Annotated in this window: 15 protein-coding genes; 13 read left to right on the top strand and 2 right to left on the bottom strand. The window is 63.7% G+C overall.

The features are described from left to right. Window positions 1-80 precede the first annotated feature (80 nt). From waaF to ACYJSS_RS04290, 12 genes are all read left to right on the top strand, one after another. On the top strand, window positions 81-1,118 hold the full coding sequence (waaF, locus tag ACYJSS_RS04235; RefSeq protein WP_111259828.1) for a lipopolysaccharide heptosyltransferase II: 1,038 nt from the start codon (window positions 81-83) through the stop codon (window positions 1,116-1,118). After that, complete coding sequence (gene waaC, locus ACYJSS_RS04240) at window positions 1,115-2,176, top strand: lipopolysaccharide heptosyltransferase I (protein WP_236204333.1); 1,062 nt, start codon at window positions 1,115-1,117, stop codon at window positions 2,174-2,176. The genes waaF and waaC overlap by 4 nt, the downstream gene beginning before the upstream one ends. Further along, complete coding sequence (locus tag ACYJSS_RS04245; RefSeq protein ID WP_111259830.1) at window positions 2,176-3,297, top strand: glycosyltransferase family 4 protein; 1,122 nt, start codon at window positions 2,176-2,178, stop codon at window positions 3,295-3,297. The genes waaC and ACYJSS_RS04245 overlap by 1 nt, the downstream gene beginning before the upstream one ends. Then, window positions 3,294-4,109: a lipopolysaccharide core heptose(I) kinase RfaP gene (gene rfaP / locus ACYJSS_RS04250; protein WP_111259831.1), complete on the top strand. Its 816-nt coding sequence runs from the start codon at window positions 3,294-3,296 to the stop codon at window positions 4,107-4,109. Before ACYJSS_RS04245 ends, rfaP begins: the two co-directional genes overlap by 4 nt. Beyond that, window positions 4,106-4,843: a lipopolysaccharide kinase InaA family protein gene (locus tag ACYJSS_RS04255; protein WP_111259832.1), complete on the top strand. Its 738-nt coding sequence runs from the start codon at window positions 4,106-4,108 to the stop codon at window positions 4,841-4,843. Before rfaP ends, ACYJSS_RS04255 begins: the two co-directional genes overlap by 4 nt. Next, the gene (locus tag ACYJSS_RS04260) at window positions 4,840-5,595 is read left to right on the top strand and encodes a lipopolysaccharide kinase InaA family protein (RefSeq protein ID WP_111259833.1); all 756 of its coding nucleotides are present in this window, start codon (window positions 4,840-4,842) and stop codon (window positions 5,593-5,595) included. The genes ACYJSS_RS04255 and ACYJSS_RS04260 overlap by 4 nt, the downstream gene beginning before the upstream one ends. Then, window positions 5,592-7,028 carry a lipopolysaccharide kinase InaA family protein gene (locus ACYJSS_RS04265; protein WP_236204332.1) on the top strand — a complete coding sequence of 479 codons (1,437 nt, stop codon included), beginning with the start codon at window positions 5,592-5,594 and terminating at the stop codon, window positions 7,026-7,028. The genes ACYJSS_RS04260 and ACYJSS_RS04265 overlap by 4 nt, the downstream gene beginning before the upstream one ends. Window positions 7,029-7,141: 113 nt before the next feature. Beyond that, window positions 7,142-8,899 (top strand): carbamoyltransferase family protein, encoded by a 1,758-nt coding sequence (locus ACYJSS_RS04270; RefSeq protein ID WP_111259835.1) that lies wholly within the window; start codon window positions 7,142-7,144, stop codon window positions 8,897-8,899. Beyond that, entirely contained in the window at window positions 8,889-9,791 is a 903-nt protein-coding gene (locus ACYJSS_RS04275) for a glycosyltransferase family 2 protein (protein ID WP_111259836.1), read from the top strand. Before ACYJSS_RS04270 ends, ACYJSS_RS04275 begins: the two co-directional genes overlap by 11 nt. Window positions 9,792-9,859: 68 nt before the next feature. After that, window positions 9,860-11,299, top strand: coding sequence for an ArnT family glycosyltransferase (locus tag ACYJSS_RS04280; RefSeq protein ID WP_111259837.1), 1,440 nt, complete (start codon window positions 9,860-9,862; stop codon window positions 11,297-11,299). Window positions 11,300-11,429: 130 nt separating this feature from the next. Further along, entirely contained in the window at window positions 11,430-12,566 is a 1,137-nt protein-coding gene (locus tag ACYJSS_RS04285) for a glycosyltransferase (protein WP_236204331.1), read from the top strand. Next, a complete protein-coding gene (locus ACYJSS_RS04290; protein ID WP_111259838.1) occupies window positions 12,553-13,446 on the top strand; it encodes a glycosyltransferase family 2 protein in 894 nt (297 codons plus the stop codon). The genes ACYJSS_RS04285 and ACYJSS_RS04290 overlap by 14 nt, the downstream gene beginning before the upstream one ends. On the opposite strand, the gene ACYJSS_RS04295 is transcribed toward ACYJSS_RS04290, so the two are convergent. Then, on the bottom strand, window positions 13,430-14,086 hold the full coding sequence (locus tag ACYJSS_RS04295; RefSeq protein WP_111259839.1) for a BUD32 family EKC/KEOPS complex subunit: 657 nt from the start codon (window positions 14,084-14,086) through the stop codon (window positions 13,430-13,432). The two genes, ACYJSS_RS04290 and ACYJSS_RS04295, sit on opposite strands and share 17 nt — an antisense overlap. Continuing rightward, window positions 14,083-15,273: an O-antigen ligase family protein gene (locus ACYJSS_RS04300; RefSeq protein WP_236204330.1), complete on the bottom strand. Its 1,191-nt coding sequence runs from the start codon at window positions 15,271-15,273 to the stop codon at window positions 14,083-14,085. Before ACYJSS_RS04300 ends, ACYJSS_RS04295 begins: the two co-directional genes overlap by 4 nt. Window positions 15,274-15,387: 114 nt before the next feature. On the opposite strand from ACYJSS_RS04300, the gene msbA reads away from it, so the two are divergent. After that, entirely contained in the window at window positions 15,388-17,202 is a 1,815-nt protein-coding gene (gene msbA / locus ACYJSS_RS04305; RefSeq protein ID WP_111259840.1) for a lipid A export permease/ATP-binding protein MsbA, read from the top strand. Window positions 17,203-17,243 lie beyond the last annotated feature (41 nt).

Here is a 17,243-nt window from a genome sequence, read left to right on the forward strand (position 1 = left end):
ACAGTGCAAGCCGCAAGCCGCAAGCAGTGGGTACTGCTTGGCGCTTGCGGCTTGTCGCTTGAGGCCCCGAAGCTGCCTTTATGAATATTCTGATCGTTGGCCCCTCCTGGGTGGGCGACATGGTGATGGCGCAGACACTCTTCCAGTGCCTGAAGGCCCGCCATGGCGACTGCCAGATCGACGTCCTGGCACCCGAGTGGAGCCGGCCCATCCTCGAGCGCATGCCCGAAGTGCGCCAGGCCCTGAGCTTCCCGCTCGGCCACGGCGTGCTGGAGCTGGCCACGCGCCGCCGCATCGGCAAATCCCTCGCCGGTCGCTATGACCAGGCGATCCTCCTGCCCAACTCGCTGAAGTCGGCGCTGGTGCCCTTCTTCGCCGGGATTCCCAAGCGCACGGGCTGGAAGGGCGAGCTGCGCTATGGCCTGCTCAACGACATCCGCAAGCTGGACAAGTCCCGCTACCCGCTGATGATCGAGCGCTTCATGGCCCTGGCCTACGAGCCCGGTGCCGATTTGCCGCAGCCCTACCCGCGACCGACCCTGGAGATCGACCCGGCGAGCCGCGACGCGGCATTGGCCAAGTTCGGCCTGAGCCTCGATCGCCCCGTCCTGGCCCTGTGCCCCGGCGCCGAGTTCGGCGAGGCCAAGCGCTGGCCGGCCGAGCACTACGCCAAGGTCGCCGAGCTGAAGGTGCGCGATGGCTGGCAGGTCTGGCTGTTCGGCTCGAAGAACGACCACCCCGGTGGCGAAGACATCCGCATGCGCCTGATCCCGGGCCTGCGCGAAGAGGTGATCAACCTCGCCGGGCAGACCAGCCTGGCCGAAGCCATCGACCTGATGTCCTGCTCCGGTGCCGTGGTCTCCAACGACTCCGGCCTGATGCACGTGGCCGCCGCGCTCAACCGTCCCCTGGTGGCCGTCTATGGCTCCACCTCGCCGCTGTTCACCCCGCCGTTGGCGGAACAGGTCGAAGTGGTGCGCCTGGGTCTGGAGTGCAGCCCCTGCTTCGACCGCACCTGCCGCTTCGGCCACTACAACTGCCTGCGCCAGCTCAAGCCGCGTCCGGTGATGGATGCCCTGGGGCGCCTGGTGGCCGACCCGGCCGAGGTCGCTGAATGAGGGTTTTGCTGGTCAAGACCTCGTCCCTGGGTGATGTGATCCACACGCTGCCGGCGCTCACCGATGCCGCCCGTGCCATTCCCGGCATCCAGTTCGACTGGGTGGTGGAGGAGGGGTTCGCCGAGATCCCCGCCTGGCACCCAGCCGTGGCACAGGTCATCCCGGTTGCCATCCGCCGCTGGCGCAAGAACATCGTGCAGACCATCCGCAGCGGCGAGTGGAAGCGCTTCAAGGCGCGCCTGCGCGAGACCCGCTACGACCTGGTGATCGACGTACAAGGGCTGTTCAAGAGCGCCTGGCTGACCCGTTACGCCAAGGCACCGGTGGCCGGGCTGGACCGCGAATCCGCCCGCGAGCCCGTCGCCGCCCGCTTCTACGACCAGGCCCACTCGGTGGCCTGGGGGCAGCACGCCGTCGAGCGCGTACGCCAGCTGTTCGCCAAGGCGCTGGACTACCCGCTGCCTGCGACCACCGGCGATTACGGCCTCAACCGTGCGCAACTGGCCGATGCGCCAGGTGGCGCGCCTTACCTGCTGTTCCTCCACGGCACCACCTGGGATACCAAGCACTGGCCCGAAGCCTACTGGCGCGACCTCGCCGAGCGGGTCTGCGAGCACGGCTGGAACCTGCGCCTGCCCTGGGGCAATCCGAATGAGAAGGCTCGGGCCGAGCGCATTGCCGAGGGCTTGGAAAACGCCGCGGTGCTCCCCAGATTGTCACTGGCGGGGATGGCCAAGGTACTGGCCGGCGCGCGTGCCTGCGTAGCGGTCGACACCGGCCTGGGGCACCTGGCGGCGGCGCTGGATGTGCCGACCTTGTCGCTCTACGGGCCGACCAATCCCGGCTTCACCGGTGCCTATGGGCGTTCGCAGGTGCACCTGGGCAGCGACTTCCCTTGCGCGCCGTGCCTGAAGAAGACCTGCACCTACCAGCCGACCGAGGACGACAAGCGACGCTTCGACCTCAAGCGCGAGCAGCCCCTGTGCTTCACCCGGCTGAACCCGCAGCGCGTGGCCACCCAGCTGGAGGCCCTGCTGCTGACCGAGGACACACACTGATGCAACTGGCATTCGTGCTCTACAAGTACTTCCCGTTCGGTGGCCTGCAGCGTGACTTCATGCGCATCGCCCAGGACTGCCAGCGCCGTGGGCATGCCATCCGCGTCTACACCATGATCTGGGAAGGCGACATCCCGGACGGCTTCGAGGTGCTGATCGCGCCGGTCAAGGCGCTGTTCAACCACAAGCGCAACGAGAAATTCACCGCCTGGGTCGAGGCCGACCTGGCCAGGCGCCCGGTGGACCGGGTGATCGGCTTCAACAAGATGCCGGGCCTGGACGTCTACTACGCCGCCGATCCGTGCTTCGAGGACAAGGCGCAGACCCTGCGCAACGGCCTGTATCGCAAGTGGGGTCGCTACAAGCACTTCTCCGACTACGAGCGCGCGGTATTCGCCCCCGAGTCGAAGACCGAGGTGCTGATGATCTCCGAGGTGCAGCAGCCCTTGTTCGTGAAGCACTACGCCACGCCGGCCGAGCGCTTCCACCTGCTGCCGCCGGGCATCGCCGCCGACCGCCGTGCCCCGGCCAACGCCGCCGAGATCCGCGCCGAGTTCCGCCGTGAATTCAGGCTGACGGACGACCAGTTGCTGCTGGTGCAGATCGGTTCCGGCTTCAAGACCAAGGGCCTCGACCGCAGCCTGCGTGCACTCGCCGCGCTGCCCAGGGCACTGAAGACGCGTACCCGGCTGATCGTCATCGGCCAGGACGACCCCAAGCCCTTCATCCTGCAGATGAAGGCGCTGGGCATTTCCGACCAGGTCGAGATCCTCAAGGGGCGCAGCGACATCCCGCGCTTCCTGCTGGGCGCCGACCTGCTGATCCACCCCGCCTACAACGAAAACACCGGGACCGTGCTGCTGGAGGCGCTGGTCGCCGGGTTGCCGGTCCTGGTGACCGACGTCTGCGGCTACGCCCACTACATCGACGAGGCCAGGGCAGGCCGCGTGGTGCCGAGCCCCTTCGAACAGGAGCAGCTGAACCGCATGCTGGCCGAAATGCTCGACGACGATAACGCCCGCACCGAATGGGCCCGCAACGGCCTGGCCTTCGCCGACACGGCGGACCTCTACAGCATGCCGCAGCGCGCGGCCGACGTGATCCTGCAGGCACGGCCATGAAGCTGATGCTGGAACAACCCTTCAAGGACCTCTGGGCCGGGCGTGACCCGTTCGCCGAGGTGGAGAAGCTGCAGGGCGAGGTGTTCCGCGAGCTGGAGGCCCGGCGCACCCTGCGCACCGAGGTCGACGGGCGCGGCTACTTCGTGAAGATCCACCGTGGCATCGGCTGGGGCGAGATCTTCAAGAACCTGGTCACCGCCAAGGCGCCGGTGCTGGGCGCCGGCCTGGAGTGGGCGGCCATCCAGCGCCTGCATCGCGCCGGGGTGCCGACCATGACCGCGGCGGCCTTCGGCGAGCGTGGCAGCAACCCCGCGCAGCAGCATTCCTTCATCATCACCGAGGAGCTGGCGCCGACCATCAGCCTCGAGGACTTCAGCCTCGACTGGGTGCAGAACCCGCCGGCCCCGGCGCTCAAGCGCGCCCTGATCGACGAGGTGGCGCGCATGGTGCGCGAGATGCACCGCGCCGGGGTCAACCACCGCGACTGCTACATCTGCCACTTCCTCCTGCACACCGACAAGCCGGTCACGGCAGGGGACTTCCGTCTCTCGGTGATCGACCTGCACCGCGCCCAGGTGCGCGAGAGCACGCCGCGCCGCTGGCGCGACAAGGACCTGGCGGCGCTGTACTTCTCCGCGCTGAACATCGGCCTGACCCGGCACGACAAGCTGCGCTTCCTCAAGGTCTACTTCCAGCAGCCCCTGCGCCAGGTGCTGCGGGACGAGATCGGCCTGCTGGCCTGGATGGAGCAGAAAGCCGCTCGCCTGCTGGCGCGCTACCAGCGCAAGTACGTGGAAGGAGCCGCAGATTGAGTGACTGGAAACTGGCGCCCGGGCTCGACGCCGATGTCGCCCGGCTGTTCGGCGATCTCGATGCGGTGTTCGCGCTGCAAGGGGACTGGATCACCGGTGACCCGCTCTCCGAGGTGCTGCGGGTCGAGCACGCCGGCATCCGCTACTACGTCAAGCGCTACTGGGGCGCGGGCAAGGGCCTGCGCCGCTGGATCGGCCGGCCGCGGGTCAAGGCCGAGTGGCAGAACCTCAAGAATTTCAGCAAGTGGGGCATCCCCACGGCGCCGGTGGTGGGCTGGGGCCTGGAGCGACGCTTGGGCCGCTTCCACCGTGGCGCGCTGATCACTCGCGAGCTGGAACGCACCTCCGACATGGCGGCCCTGGCGCAGCGCGACGACGCCCGCCTGGATGACGCGACCTGGGTCGATGGCGTCAGCCGCCAGCTGGCCCGCGCCACCCGAGCCATGCACGACCACCACTTCGCCCACAACGACCTGAAGTGGCGCAACCTGCTGGTCAACGACGAGGGCGAGCTGTTCCTCATCGATTGCCCCACCGGCGCCTTCTGGTTCGGCCCCTTCCTGCGGCGCCGCATCGTCAAGGACCTGGCCTGCCTGGACAAGGTCGCCAAGTACCAGCTGAGCCGCACCCAGCGCCTGCGCTTCTACCTGCAGTACCGCGGGCGCCAGCGCCTGAACGTCAGTGACAAGCGACGGATCAGGCAGATCATCGGTTTCTTCGAGGGACGCGAATGAGCGACTTCATCGCCACCAGCGACCGGGACATCCTGGCCCGCCATGGTCTCGACAGTTTCGAGGCGCTGTGGAACCTGCAGCTCGAGGCCGTGGACGCCCCCAACACCGGCCGGGGAGGCTGGAGCAGCGTGTTCCGCCTCGACCTGGGCGATGCCGCCTACTACCTCAAGCGGCAGAGCAACTACCTCAGCCGCAGCCTGGCGCGGCCCTTCGGCGAGCCGACCTTCGCCCGTGAATTCCGCAATATCCAGCGCTACCAGGCGCTGGACGTCCCGGCCCTGCGCGCCGCGTTCTTCGCCGAGCGGGAGGTGCACGGCGAGCGCCGGGCCATCCTGCTGACGCGCGCACTGGACGGCTGGACCGAGCTGGCCGAGCTGCTGGATCGCTGGCCCTCCCTGGGCGAGGACCAGCGCGCGGCGATCATCCTCGCCGTGGGCACCCTTGCCCGCCGGCTGCATGCGGCCGGCCAGGTGCATGGCTGCTTCTACCCCAAGCACATCTTCCTGCGCGAGATCGGCGGGCATTACGAGAGCTGCCTGATCGACCTGGAGAAGACCCGGCCACTGCTGCTGGGCCGTCGTGACCGGGTCAAGGACCTCGAGCCGCTGGTGCGCCGGGCCAACCCCTGGGGCGAGAGCGAACTGCGCGAGCTGCTGGTGGCCTACCTGGGCGCCGGGCACTCCAGCAGCGATGTCGACACCTGGGTCCGGCGCCTCGGTGCGCGCCGTCGCAACAAGGAGCGCCGCGCTTGAAGCTGGCTGAACTCGCCGACGCCGGTCGTGCGCCGACCCTGCCGCTGCTCGTGGATGCCGAGGGCGGCCTGGAGCTGACCCAGCTGTTCCGCGTGCTGCCCGGGCAGCGTTATGTCGGGCGTGCCCGCTGGCAGGGGCGCGACGTGCTCGCCAAGCTGATGGTGGGCGCCAAGGCGGAGCGTCACTACCAGCGCGAATTGACCGGTGCACGGCTGCTCGCCGGGCAGGGCCTGCCGACGCCGGCGCTGCTGGCCCAGGGTTTCGTGGCGGGGCAGGGCGGCTGGCTGCTGTTCGATTACCTGGAAGGCGCCCGCAGCCTGTGGGACGACTGGCGCGCGGTTGAAGCCGAGGCGCCGCTCTCCGATGGCCAGCAGGCCGTGCTGGGCGAGGCCCTGGCGCTGGTCGGCCAACTGCACGGCAAGGGCCTGGTCCAGGAAGACCTGCACCTGGACAACATTCTCCGCCACCAGGGTTCGCTGCAATTGATCGATGGCGGCGGCGTGCGCGGCGAGACCCCCGGGCAGTGCCTGGCGCGGGACAAGGTGCTGGCCAATCTCGGCGTGTTCTTCGCCCAGTTGCCGGCGAGCCTCGACCCCTTCCTCGAAGAACTGCTGGTGCATTACCTGCTGGCCAACGGCGAGCACGCGCTGCCGCTGGAGATGCTGCAGAAGGAAATCGCCCGGGTACGCCGCTGGCGCCTGCGTGACTTCCTCGGCAAGGTCGGGCGCGATTGCAGCTTGTTCAGCGTGATCGGCTCGGCCTTCGGCTTCCGCGCTGCCCGGCGTGATTCGCTGGGTGCCCTGGCGCCGGTGCTGGCCGATCCCGATGCGGCCATCGCCGCCGGTCGCCTGCTCAAGGGTGGCGGCACCGCCACCGTGGCGCAGGTGGAAATCGATGGGCGGCCGATGTTGCTCAAGCGCTACAACATCAAGGGCCCGCTGCATTGGCTCAAGCGCTTCTGGCGCCCGAGCCGCGCCTGGCACAGCTGGAAGGAGGGCAATCGCCTGGCCTTCCTCGGCATCGCCACGCCGCGCCCGCTGGCGATGGTCGAGCGCCGCTGGTGCTGGCTCCGGGGGCGTGCCTACCTGATTACCGAATATCTGTCCGGGCACGATATAATCGCCCGTTTTCGAGACGCCCAGGTCGATCCGCAGGGCAATGGCCTGCCGGCAGAGTCCGATCTGCAGGCGCTGGACCGCTTGTTCGCCGCGTTGATCCGCGAGCGCATCAGCCATGGCGATCTCAAGGGACACAACCTGTTCTGGCAGGACGGCGCCTGGTGCCTCATCGATCTCGACGCGGTGCAGCAGCACCGCAGCGAGCGCAGCTTCGCCAAGGCCTATGCCCGTGATCGCGCCCGCTTCCTGCGCAACTGGCCTGCCGACTCGGCGTTGTACCAGTTGCTGGACCGACGTTTACCCAAGACAGCTTGAAGTCGTGAGCTTGAAGCTGGAAGAAAGAGCCCTACGGGGCGTGAACCCCATGACCGCTGCAAGCTCGCGCTTCCCGCTCCGTGCTTCCAGCTGCTTTGAAGAGGCATAACACTGTGGCACTGACGATTCTCGGCCTTTCCGGCGCCCTCAGCCATGATCCGTCCGCTGCGCTCTACATCGACGGCAAGCTGATCGCGGCCGCCGAAGAAGAGCGCTTCGTGCGCGACAAGCACGCGAAGAACCGCATGCCCTACGAATCGGCCAAGTTCTGCCTGGAGCAGGCCGGTATCAAGCCTTCCGACGTCGATGTTGTGGCCATCCCCTTCGCGCCCATCAGCCTCTTCGGCAAGGCCCGCTGGCAGTACGCCAAGCGCTACTGGTACGCACCGGATCGCGCTCTGGACGCGATCCTCATGGGCAACCGTCGCTACAAGCGCTACCGCAATAAGATCGTCTGGTGCCTGGAGCAACTGGGTTTCGACGCCAAGAAGGTGAAGATCGAGCCGGTGGAACACCACCTGGCCCACGCCTCCAGCGCTTACCACTGCTCCGGCTTCAAGGAAAAGACCGCCATCCTCGGGATCGACGGCAAGGGCGAGTACGCCACCACCTTCTTCGGCTGGGGCGAGAACGGCAAGATCCACAAGATCAAGGAGTTCTTCGACCCGGACTCCCTCGGCGGCCTCTATGGCGCAATCACCGAGTACCTTGGCTTCGAGATGCTCGACGGTGAGTTCAAGGTCATGGGCATGGCGCCCTATGGTGACGCCGCCAAGTACGATTTCTCGCGCCTGGCCAAGTTCGAGAACGGCGAGCTGGTGATCAACACCGAATACGCCAACGTCATCGGCTTCCGCCGCTACAAGGAAAACGGCAAGGGCTACTACTTCTCGCCCAAGCTGATCGAGTGGCTCGGCCCGAAGCGCCAGGGCGACATCGCCGACGACCCTTACATCCACTACGCCGCCAGCATGCAGGCGCTGTTCGAGAAGCTGGCGCTGGAGATGATGGAGTACTACCTCGGCGACATCCTGCGCGAGACCGGCAAGATCGCCTTCGCTGGTGGCTGCGCACTGAACGTCAAGCTGAACCAGAAGATCATCGCCCGCCCGGACGTGAAGGAGCTGTTCGTGCAGCCCGCTTCCGGTGACGCCGGCACCGCCGTCGGCGCCGCCGCCTACATCTCGCACAAGCGCGGCGTGCCGGTGGAGAAGATGGAGCACGTCTACCTCGGCCCGTCGTTCTCCAACGAGGACGTCATCGCCGCCTGCGCCAAACACCCGAACAAACCGGTGTTCAAACGCATCGAGAACACCCCGCAGCGCATCGCCAGCATCATGGTCGCCGGCAATCCGGTGGCCTGGTTCCAGGGCCGCATGGAGTTCGGTCCGCGCGCCCTGGGTGGCCGCTCCATCATCGGTTGCCCGAGCATCCCCGGCGTCGCCGACCGCATCAACGAGCAGATCAAGTTCCGTGAGCGCTGGAGGCCCTTCTGCCCGTCGATGCTCGACACCGTGGCGCCGAAGATGCTCAAGGTGGACCACCCGAGTCCGTTCATGACCTTCACCTTCGAGGTCAACGACGAGTGGAAGGAGCGCGTTTCCGAAGTCGTGCACGAGGACGGCACCTCCCGCGCCCAGGTCCTGGAGCGCCGCCACAACCCGCGCTGGTACGACCTGATGCTCGAACTGGAGAAACTGACCGGTAACGGCGTCTCCCTGAACACCTCCCTCAACCGTCGTGGCGAGCCGATGATCTGCTCGCCCACCGACGCGCTGAACATGTTCTACGGCTCGGACCTGCAGTACCTGATCATGGAGGATGTATTGGTCGTCAAGGATGGCGTGGACTGGTATGACAATGTCGGTTAATCCGCTGCTCAGCGTCATCATCCCGGCATACAACTACGCCAGGGTGTTGCCGCGAGCGGTCGAATCGGTGCTCTCGCAGGCCGACGCTGATGTGGAACTCTGGGTCATCGACGATGGTTCCAGCGATGACACTCCGGTTGTATTCGAAACGCTGGCCGCTCGCTATGGCGAGCGCTTCCAAGGTGTACGGCAGGAAAACGCAGGCCCCTCCGCTGCGCGTAACCACGGTGTACGCCTCGCGGGTGGGCACTACATCCTGCTGTTGGACGCCGATGATGAGTTGGTACCCGGCATGCTGCCCCGCCTGTGCGAGCAGTTGCGTGCCGAGCCCAGCATTGGGTTGTGGCTGGCCGGCCATGTCGCGGTACAGCCTGATGGTCGTGAGCGCGAACACCCTGCCTCGCAGGTTCCTGAAGGTGTCGCCGAGCGGCTGTCTGCCTACCTGCTGGACAAGACCGTCGCCATCAGTCACGGCGCGTGCGTGTTCCGGCGTGACCTTCTGCTCCAGCGTCCCTATCCGGAGCACCTGCGTCATAGCGAAGATATCCCCGTGTTCGCCTACACCCTGGCTCATGGCCCGGTACGGCGCCTGGATTTTTCCCTCGCGCGCATCCACAAGCACCCCGGCAGCCTGCGGCATAGTGCGGAGGCGGCACGGAAGGTGGACTTGAAACTGGTGGATGAGGTGTTCGATGGACTGCCCGAGGTGGGCGAAGAGCTGCGACTCCGTTACAAGGCACAGCGCTGCCTTTCGTTGTTTCGGACTTGCATGCTTGCCGGGGACAAGTCGGGGGCTCGTCACTACTACCTGGAAGCGTTACGTACCGATCTTCGCGTACTGCTGAAATTTTCCTATACCCGCAAGGCGTTGCGCCTGCTGTTCCGCGGCTGAGCCGTAAGGCCTGCACTGCATCGGCAGGGCGCCGATTTCGATCCTTGGGAGAGGATATGCAAGGAATCATGCTCCAGTTGAAACGCCTATCCGCAATGCAGTGGACTTTCGTTATAAGTCTGCTGCTGTCCGGGCTGGCCATGCACTTCCAGCCCGTGGTTGGTAAAGACGCAGCTTTCTATCTCGATGTATCCCAGCATTTCCTCGATCAGGGCCTGACTGGCGCATTTAGCCGCTTCGACTGGCCCTGGTTCTCCGTGCTCATCGGGACAAGTCATGCCGTCACCGGTATCGGGCTGGAAACCGCCGCCTTTCTCTGGTGCGCCCTGTTCATGGCCGGAGCTTGCGCCCTGATGGTAGGCATAGTCGTCCGCCGTCTACCAGGCTCGGGGTTCTGGGCCTGTGTGGTCGTGCTGGCGATGCCGGCGTTCAATGCTTTCCGTGGCGAAATCCTGCGTGAATTCGGTTTCTGGTTCTTCAGCGTATTGACGCTCTGGTGCGCCTTGCGTTGGCGGGATCGTGGCGGGTGGCTGGGTGCGCTGGGTATCCAGGGTTCCATCGGGCTCGCGGCGCTGTTCCGCTTCGAGGCGGTTTTGCTGATGCCGGCCCTGGTTCTCTGGCTGGCGCCCGGCCTGCGCACCCGCGAGGGTTGGGGGCGTATGACTCAACTGGTGCTGCTGCCGCTTTGCGCCGCTATCGTCGTGGCGCTACTGCTGGGTAGCGTGCTGCATCTGGACCGCATCGAGAACTTCCTGTCGATGGTCGATCCGCAGCAGGTGTTCTCCAAATTCAACGCCGTCAGCGATCGTCTCGGTAGCACGGTGCTGATGAAGTACTCGGCGGACGATGCCGGCAAGATATTGGTGTTCGGTATGCTGGGCGTCACTCTGCTGATGTTTGCCAAGCTCCTCGGGCCGTTCGTCATACCCTTCCTGACTCGGACGGGGTGGCGCGGAGCAAGGGCCAGCCTGGGTTCCTTCGATCTCTTTGCCTGGACCTGGCTGTGCTACCTGCTGGTGCTGATGTTCTTCTTCGTTCAGCAGCTGTTCATCAACTCGCGCTATGCCAGTTTCCTCGATTGGTTAGCGGTACCGTTGGTGGTTGCTGGTGTGTATGCGTTCGCACAGCGCTTCCCCAGGGCGGGCAAGGCTCTGGCAGCAGTTGCCGTATTGATGATGCTGGCCAACGTGATTTCCCTGTCGGCAAAGAAGACCCACTACGTCGATGCCGGCCACTGGGTGGCCGAGCACGTAGACCCGGGCGCATCCATTTATTACTCGGATCCACGTATCGGCTACTACGCAGGGCGGGGATACGAGCTGAAGGAATTCGAGCAGAAGGCGGTACTGGAGGGGGCCGGGGCTGGAAAGTTCGCCTACCTTGTGATTGAAGCTAGGCCGGATGAGCCCTGGCTTGAGCAATGGTTGTCCGCAAACGGGAAGTCGGTCCTGGCGCAGTTCAGCAACGCCAAGCGACAGAGCGTTCTAGTTCTGGGGCCGTTACGCTGAGGCAGGTTCACGGCAGCGCAATGCGTAGCAGGTCTCGCTGCGCTGATTTCTCTTCAGGGATCATATATAGGATGTGTCTGTTTTCGGCGCGGTGAGCATCATCAAGCTGTGTGGGATATGGAAGGATCAGGTGAGTCAGAATCGCCTTAAGGTTCTGCAACTGCAGAACTATTACAACGTGAACGCTTCCGATCTTGCGGAACAGATCATCAAGTCACTCCCGGTCGAGCGTTTCGAGGTAACGACCGCTTTTCTGTCGGGCCGGCCGGCGGCAGGGCAGGCAGTGAGTGGCGCCGAGAAGACCCACTACTTTGACTTTGCGCGCCACCAGATGGGGGGGGTGCGCCTTGTGGTCCTATGGCGGTTGTTTCGGCACATTCGCAATGAAGGTTATGACGTGATCATCGCCCACCGCTTCAAGCCCTTGAGCTTGATACTGTGGGTGAATTTATTACTAAAGCTGAAGTTGTGCATTGGCGTCGTACACGGGATTGGCGACTATGACCGGCCCTCTAGACAATGGCTCTTCAGGCATATAGCGAAACCCAATTGCTGCTATGTGGCGGTTTCCCAGGCCGTTCGTTCGTATTTGTTGGCGCTCGATAGCGCCTTCACGCCGACAAACACCCTCTGTATCAATAACGCCATTGATATTCCCCGTGCTGAGAAGTTGCAGCGCGAGCGTGAAGAGGCGCGTCAGCTTCTGGGGATGCCCCGGGCTGGATTCGTGTTCGGAAGCATTGGCCGCCTGGTCCCTGTGAAGGGGCATGTGGATCTCATCGCTGCATTCGCCAAACTTGCCCCTCACCTCCCTGGAGCTTGCGTCGCGATAATTGGTGAAGGACGAGAGCGGCCAGTGCTCGAAGCTGCCATACGGGGGTACCAATTGGAAGGGCGAGTGCTGCTCCTCGGCGCGCGTGATGATGCACTGCAGTACATCAGGGCATTCGATGCGTTTGTCATGCCCTCGCGAAGCGAAGGGCTGCCGCTGGCGCTTCTGGAGGCGATGAGCGGTCGACTGCCAATCATAGGTACCGATATCCCTAGCATGCGGCCGCTGCTTGAGGGCGCGCAGGCACGGCTCTATTCGCCTGGTCAGATTGACGTTCTTGCCGAACACATGAATGCGGTCTTTTCCGCTCCTACAGCAACTCGAGAAGCGGAGGGCGAGCGAGCGTACAGCTACCTCTGTCGTGAGCACGATATCGACGACTTCCGTAGCCACTACCTGGCGCTACTTGGTGAGATTTGGAATGACGATGACTAAGTGCGAGTCGAGTCCGTTGGTCAGTGTGATCATCTCGTCATACAACCATGCGCCGTACATCGAGGCCTGTATAGAAAGCGTGCTAGCCCAGTCCTATCCGAGTATCGAGTTGCTCGTGGTAGACGACGGTTCGCATGATGGTAGCGTCGAGAAACTGCGTGCTTTGCAACGCAGGCATGGCTTCGATTTTCGAGAGCAGGAGAACAAGGGACTGGCGCCGACGCTCAATGACTGCATCGCCAGGTCCAGGGGCAGCCTGATCGCGCCCTTCGGCTCCGACGATGTCATGCTGCCCCAGCGCATTGAGAAGCAAGTGGCCTATCTCCAGGGCAAGCCGGAAGTCGGCATCTGCGCAGGGGGAATCATCCATGTCGACGCGAGCGGAGAGCCTCTTACGCGCCGTGATAAACGCCGGGAGTTCCGGCGGCTGGACTTCGACGACATATTCCTTGCTAACAAGGATGGCGCCCCGGCGCCCACGCTATTGTTCCGTCGCGAGGCGCTGGAACTCGTGGGCGGATTCGATCCGAACGTCAAACTTGAGGACCTCCTGATTGAGTTGAAGATCACCCGCGCCGGATACTTCATCGATGTGCTGCCCGACGTGCTGGCGTATTACCGTGTCCATCAGACCAACACCTACAAGAACCGGCGATTCATGATCGAGGCAGTCTTGGCTACCTACGATCATTTTCGCGATCACCCAGCGCACCCTCTGGTTTGCGCGCGCTTTCGCAACTCGATGCTGCTGAAGTGCGCTGTGGATGACAAGTCGCTGGCCAAGGAGCTGCTGGCGCAATTGCCCTTGCGTCACTGGAACGCCAAGACTCTGCGAGCCATAGGGCGCCTGGCATTCAGCCGACCTAGGCGCCGAATCTGACCAAGTTCTCGGCGAACCGTGCCGCTTCTGTATCGCTGCTGGCTGACGCGTAGCCTCGAACCCAATCGTCCCTGTGCTCAACTGCCAGCCAGCGTATGTCCTCCGGGTAGCGGAGGATATGCTTGAGATTGCGCGCGCGCCTCTGCCGCGAGAGTGCTTTCCTGCTGATCCACATGTCCGAGAGGTCGATCAGTCCAAAACGGCCATCGGGTAGCAGGATCACATTGCCGAGATGCAGAGAACGGAAGTAGACCCCTGAATTGTGCAGTCGCGCTAGGAAGGCGCCGAAGCGTTGCACTTCCTCTGCTATCTGCGCATCCTGGGCGCCTTCCCATCTACTCCTCAATGTGTCCCCCGGTAGGGGGATATAGCGGACACCGTTCAGGTTGAGGGACGGGATCGATAGCAGATCCTCGATATCGGGTGCCGCGATGTCCAGACTTTGGAGTTTGGTTGCGTTTTGTGCGAAGCGCTTTGCCGGCGGAGAGAGAAGCGCCGAGGAGATAATGCGTTTGCGCCGGTAGAGTTTAAGGAAACTGCCATCCTTGAGTCGTGCAACCTTCAGGCCCAGTCCATCTGACTCAATGGGAGTTGCCTCCAGAAGAAGGGCCTGTAGTTCCGTTTCGCTGATCGTTTTCATGCTGTTATCGATCGGTCCTTTCTAATTGTGAGCGCGACCGTGATGGCAAGAGGAATCCAGATGATGAACCAGCTTTCATTGGGCCGGGAAAGGAAACTGCTTCCCTCCGTCATACCTGCTGCCAGGCCGTAGATGACCAACGCTGAAGCCACCTTGATCTTCTGCTGATGGCGATGCACGAAGCACCTCTGGAAAATGCATCCATACATCGCGAACCACAGGCAAAGCCCCACGGCTCCAAGTTCAAGGAGAACGGCTAGCTCCACGTTGTGAGGATCGCTGAGTACTCCACCGGCAGCAGGAATGTCGAAGGCAAATCGAGTGTCATAACCGTAGCCGAGGATAGGATGCTCACTTGCCTGGCGCAGTGCATCCATCCACAGCTCTGGGCGGAACGACAGTCCGCGCTGAAGCAGGATGTCAGGGTAGAGTAGAACGCTGACCAGTGCTCCCAGCGCACCGAAGGCGAGTACCAGCGAAGCTCCTTTGGGTGCGCGTACGAGCATGAACAATGTCACCGCAGTGAGGCCGAGCATAGGGGTGCGGGATCCGGTTGCTATCAGCGCGGCGAAGAGCGGCGCGAACATGAGTACAGGAACCCAATTGTGTCTTTCGCTGCAGACCAGCCAGGACGAGAGCCAGAACGTGCAGAGGAAACCCAATACGTGGGAAGTCAGCAGGGGGTTGCTGAGCGCACCGGTGCCGACCAAGCGCTGTGTGGGTAGATGGGTTGTGAAAAACTGCACCAGACACACCAAGGCAGCCAGGGCGCCCAGGGCAGCGCTCAAGTGTAAGGCGTTCCAGAAGCGAAGCTCATCTCGTTGCGCCAGGAAGGCGCAGCCTACGAACAGCAATAGAACGTAAAAGGGGCGTTTGCCCAAGCCGGAGATGTCATCGTCGCTGGTGCTCCAGTAAAGGCTCGTCAACAACCACAGACACAATAGAGGGAAGACCCACATGGTCGGCTCCCTGAGGAGCCTGGCAGCGGTATGAGGCGCCACAAGGATGCTCAGTAGCGCAGGCACAGCGAATAGTCCGTAGAACAGCTTGGTGTACTGACTGCCGCCTTTGGTCCAGAACAGGCCTGTCAATAGGACCAACAATCCCAGCAGCAACCAGCATTCAAGAATATTCGCCAGCCGGTCGCGGATGGCGGGCGCAACGAAAAATGTATTCGGGAACGGCACGATTGGCCTGGGCCTGTCTGGTTAAGAGGGGGCCATCTTAAAGCATCCCCCACGAAGACACAGCCCGCGCTGTGATAAGCTCTCCGCCTTTTCTGCCACCCCCAGGCCGAGCGAATGACCGAGCAACATCCGACGCAATCCCAGCCGTCCAGCATGAAGATCTACCTGCGGCTGCTGAGCTACGTCCGCCCTTACATCTGGCAGTTCGTGCTGAGCATCGTCGGCTTCGTGATCTTCGCCACGACCCAGCCGATGCTGGGTGCGATCCTGCAGTACTTCGTCGATGGGCTGAATGACCCGAGCGTGGTGCTCTTCCCCAATGTGCCGGTGCTGCGTGACCTGCAGCTGCTGCAGATGGTGCCGCTGCTGATCGTGCTGATCGCCGCCTGGCAGGGCGTTGGTTCCTTCCTCGGCAACTACTACCTGGCCAAGGTTTCCCTCGGGCTCGTGCATGACCTGCGGGTGGCGCTGTTCAATAACCTGCTGGTGCTGCCCAACCGTTATTTCGACAACCACAACTCGGGGCACCTGATCTCGCGTATCACCTTCAACGTCACCATGGTGACGGGGGCCGCGACCGATGCCATCAAGGTGGTTATCCGCGAGGGGATGACGGTGGTCTGCCTGTTCGCCTACCTGTTGTGGATGAACTGGCGCTTGACCCTGGTGATGGTGGCGATCCTGCCGCTGATCGCATTCATGGTGACCACGGCCAGCCGCAAGTTCCGCAAGCAGAGCAAGAAGATCCAGGTGGCCATGGGGGATGTCACCCACGTGGCGTCCGAAACCATCCAGGGCTATCGCGTGGTGCGCAGCTTCGGTGGCGAGCCCTACGAGGAGGCGCGCTTTCTCGACGCCAGCCAGAGCAATACCGACAAGCAGCTGCGCATGACCAAGACCGGTGCCGTCTACACGCCGATGCTGCAACTGGTGATCTTCTCCGCCATGGCGGTGCTGATGTTCCTCGTGCTGTTCCTGCGTGGTGATGCCTCGGCAGGCGAGCTGGTCGCCTACATCACCGTGGCCGGCATGCTGCCCAAGCCCATCCGTCAGTTGTCGGAAGTCAGCTCCACGGTGCAGAAGGGCGTGGCGGGTGCCGAGAGCATCTTCGAGCAGCTCGACGAAGTGCCGGAGACCGACACCGGCACCGTCGAGCGTGAGCGGGTGGTGGGCAGGCTGGAGGTGCGCGACCTGACTTTCCGCTACCCCGGTACCGAGAAGTCCGTGCTCGATGGCATCAGCTTCACTGCCGAACCGGGGCAGATGGTTGCCCTGGTGGGCCGCTCCGGAAGTGGCAAGTCGACGCTCGCCAACCTGATCCCGCGCTTCTACCAGCACAGCGAAGGGCAGATCCTCCTCGACGGCGTCGAGGTCCAGGATTACCGCCTGCGCAACCTGCGCCGACACATCGCGCTGGTGACCCAGCAGGTCAACCTGTTCAATGACTCGGTGGCCAACAACATCGCCTACGGCGACCTCGCCGGGGCGCCGCGCTCGGACATCGAGCGGGCGGCCGAGGCCGCCTATGCCAGCGAGTTCATCGAGAAGCTGCCCCAGGGCCTGGACACCGAGGTCGGTGAGAACGGCGTGCTGTTGTCCGGCGGCCAGCGCCAGCGCCTGGCCATCGCCCGGGCGCTTTTGAAGAACGCGCCGCTGCTGGTGCTGGACGAAGCCACCTCGGCGCTGGACAACGAGTCCGAACGGCACATCCAGAAGGCGCTGGACCGGGTGATGGATGGCCGCACCACGCTGGTCATCGCCCACCGCCTGTCCACCATCGAGAAGGCCGACCTGATCCTGGTGATGGACCAGGGGCGCATCGTCGAGCGCGGCAACCACGCCGAGCTGATCGCCCTGGATGGCTACTACGCGCGCCTGCACGCCAACCAGTTCGCCGAGGACAAGGCCCACGTGGCGGAGCGCGGCTGAGCGGTACCTGTGCCTGATATGTGCATGACGATGAGATTTCC

The sequence above is a fragment of the Pseudomonas sp. No.21 genome (genome assembly GCF_054558415.1).

Excerpts from the sequence above, each read along its gene's own strand:
- ACYJSS_RS04290 (WP_111259838.1), top strand. The coding sequence starts at position 12,553 with ATGACGATGACTAAGTGCGAGTCGAGTCCGTTGGTCAGTGTGATCATC.
- rfaP (WP_111259831.1), top strand. The coding sequence starts at position 3,294 with ATGAAGCTGATGCTGGAACAACCCTTCAAGGACCTCTGGGCCGGGCGT.
- ACYJSS_RS04275 (WP_111259836.1), top strand. The coding sequence starts at position 8,889 with ATGTCGGTTAATCCGCTGCTCAGCGTCATCATCCCGGCATACAACTAC.
- ACYJSS_RS04245 (WP_111259830.1), top strand. The coding sequence starts at position 2,176 with ATGCAACTGGCATTCGTGCTCTACAAGTACTTCCCGTTCGGTGGCCTG.
- ACYJSS_RS04260 (WP_111259833.1), top strand. The coding sequence starts at position 4,840 with ATGAGCGACTTCATCGCCACCAGCGACCGGGACATCCTGGCCCGCCAT.
- waaF (WP_111259828.1), top strand. The coding sequence starts at position 81 with ATGAATATTCTGATCGTTGGCCCCTCCTGGGTGGGCGACATGGTGATG.
- ACYJSS_RS04280 (WP_111259837.1), top strand. The coding sequence starts at position 9,860 with ATGCTCCAGTTGAAACGCCTATCCGCAATGCAGTGGACTTTCGTTATA.
- waaC (WP_236204333.1), top strand. The coding sequence starts at position 1,115 with ATGAGGGTTTTGCTGGTCAAGACCTCGTCCCTGGGTGATGTGATCCAC.
- msbA (WP_111259840.1), top strand. The coding sequence starts at position 15,388 with ATGACCGAGCAACATCCGACGCAATCCCAGCCGTCCAGCATGAAGATC.
- ACYJSS_RS04295 (WP_111259839.1), bottom strand. The coding sequence starts at position 14,086 with ATGAAAACGATCAGCGAAACGGAACTACAGGCCCTTCTTCTGGAGGCA.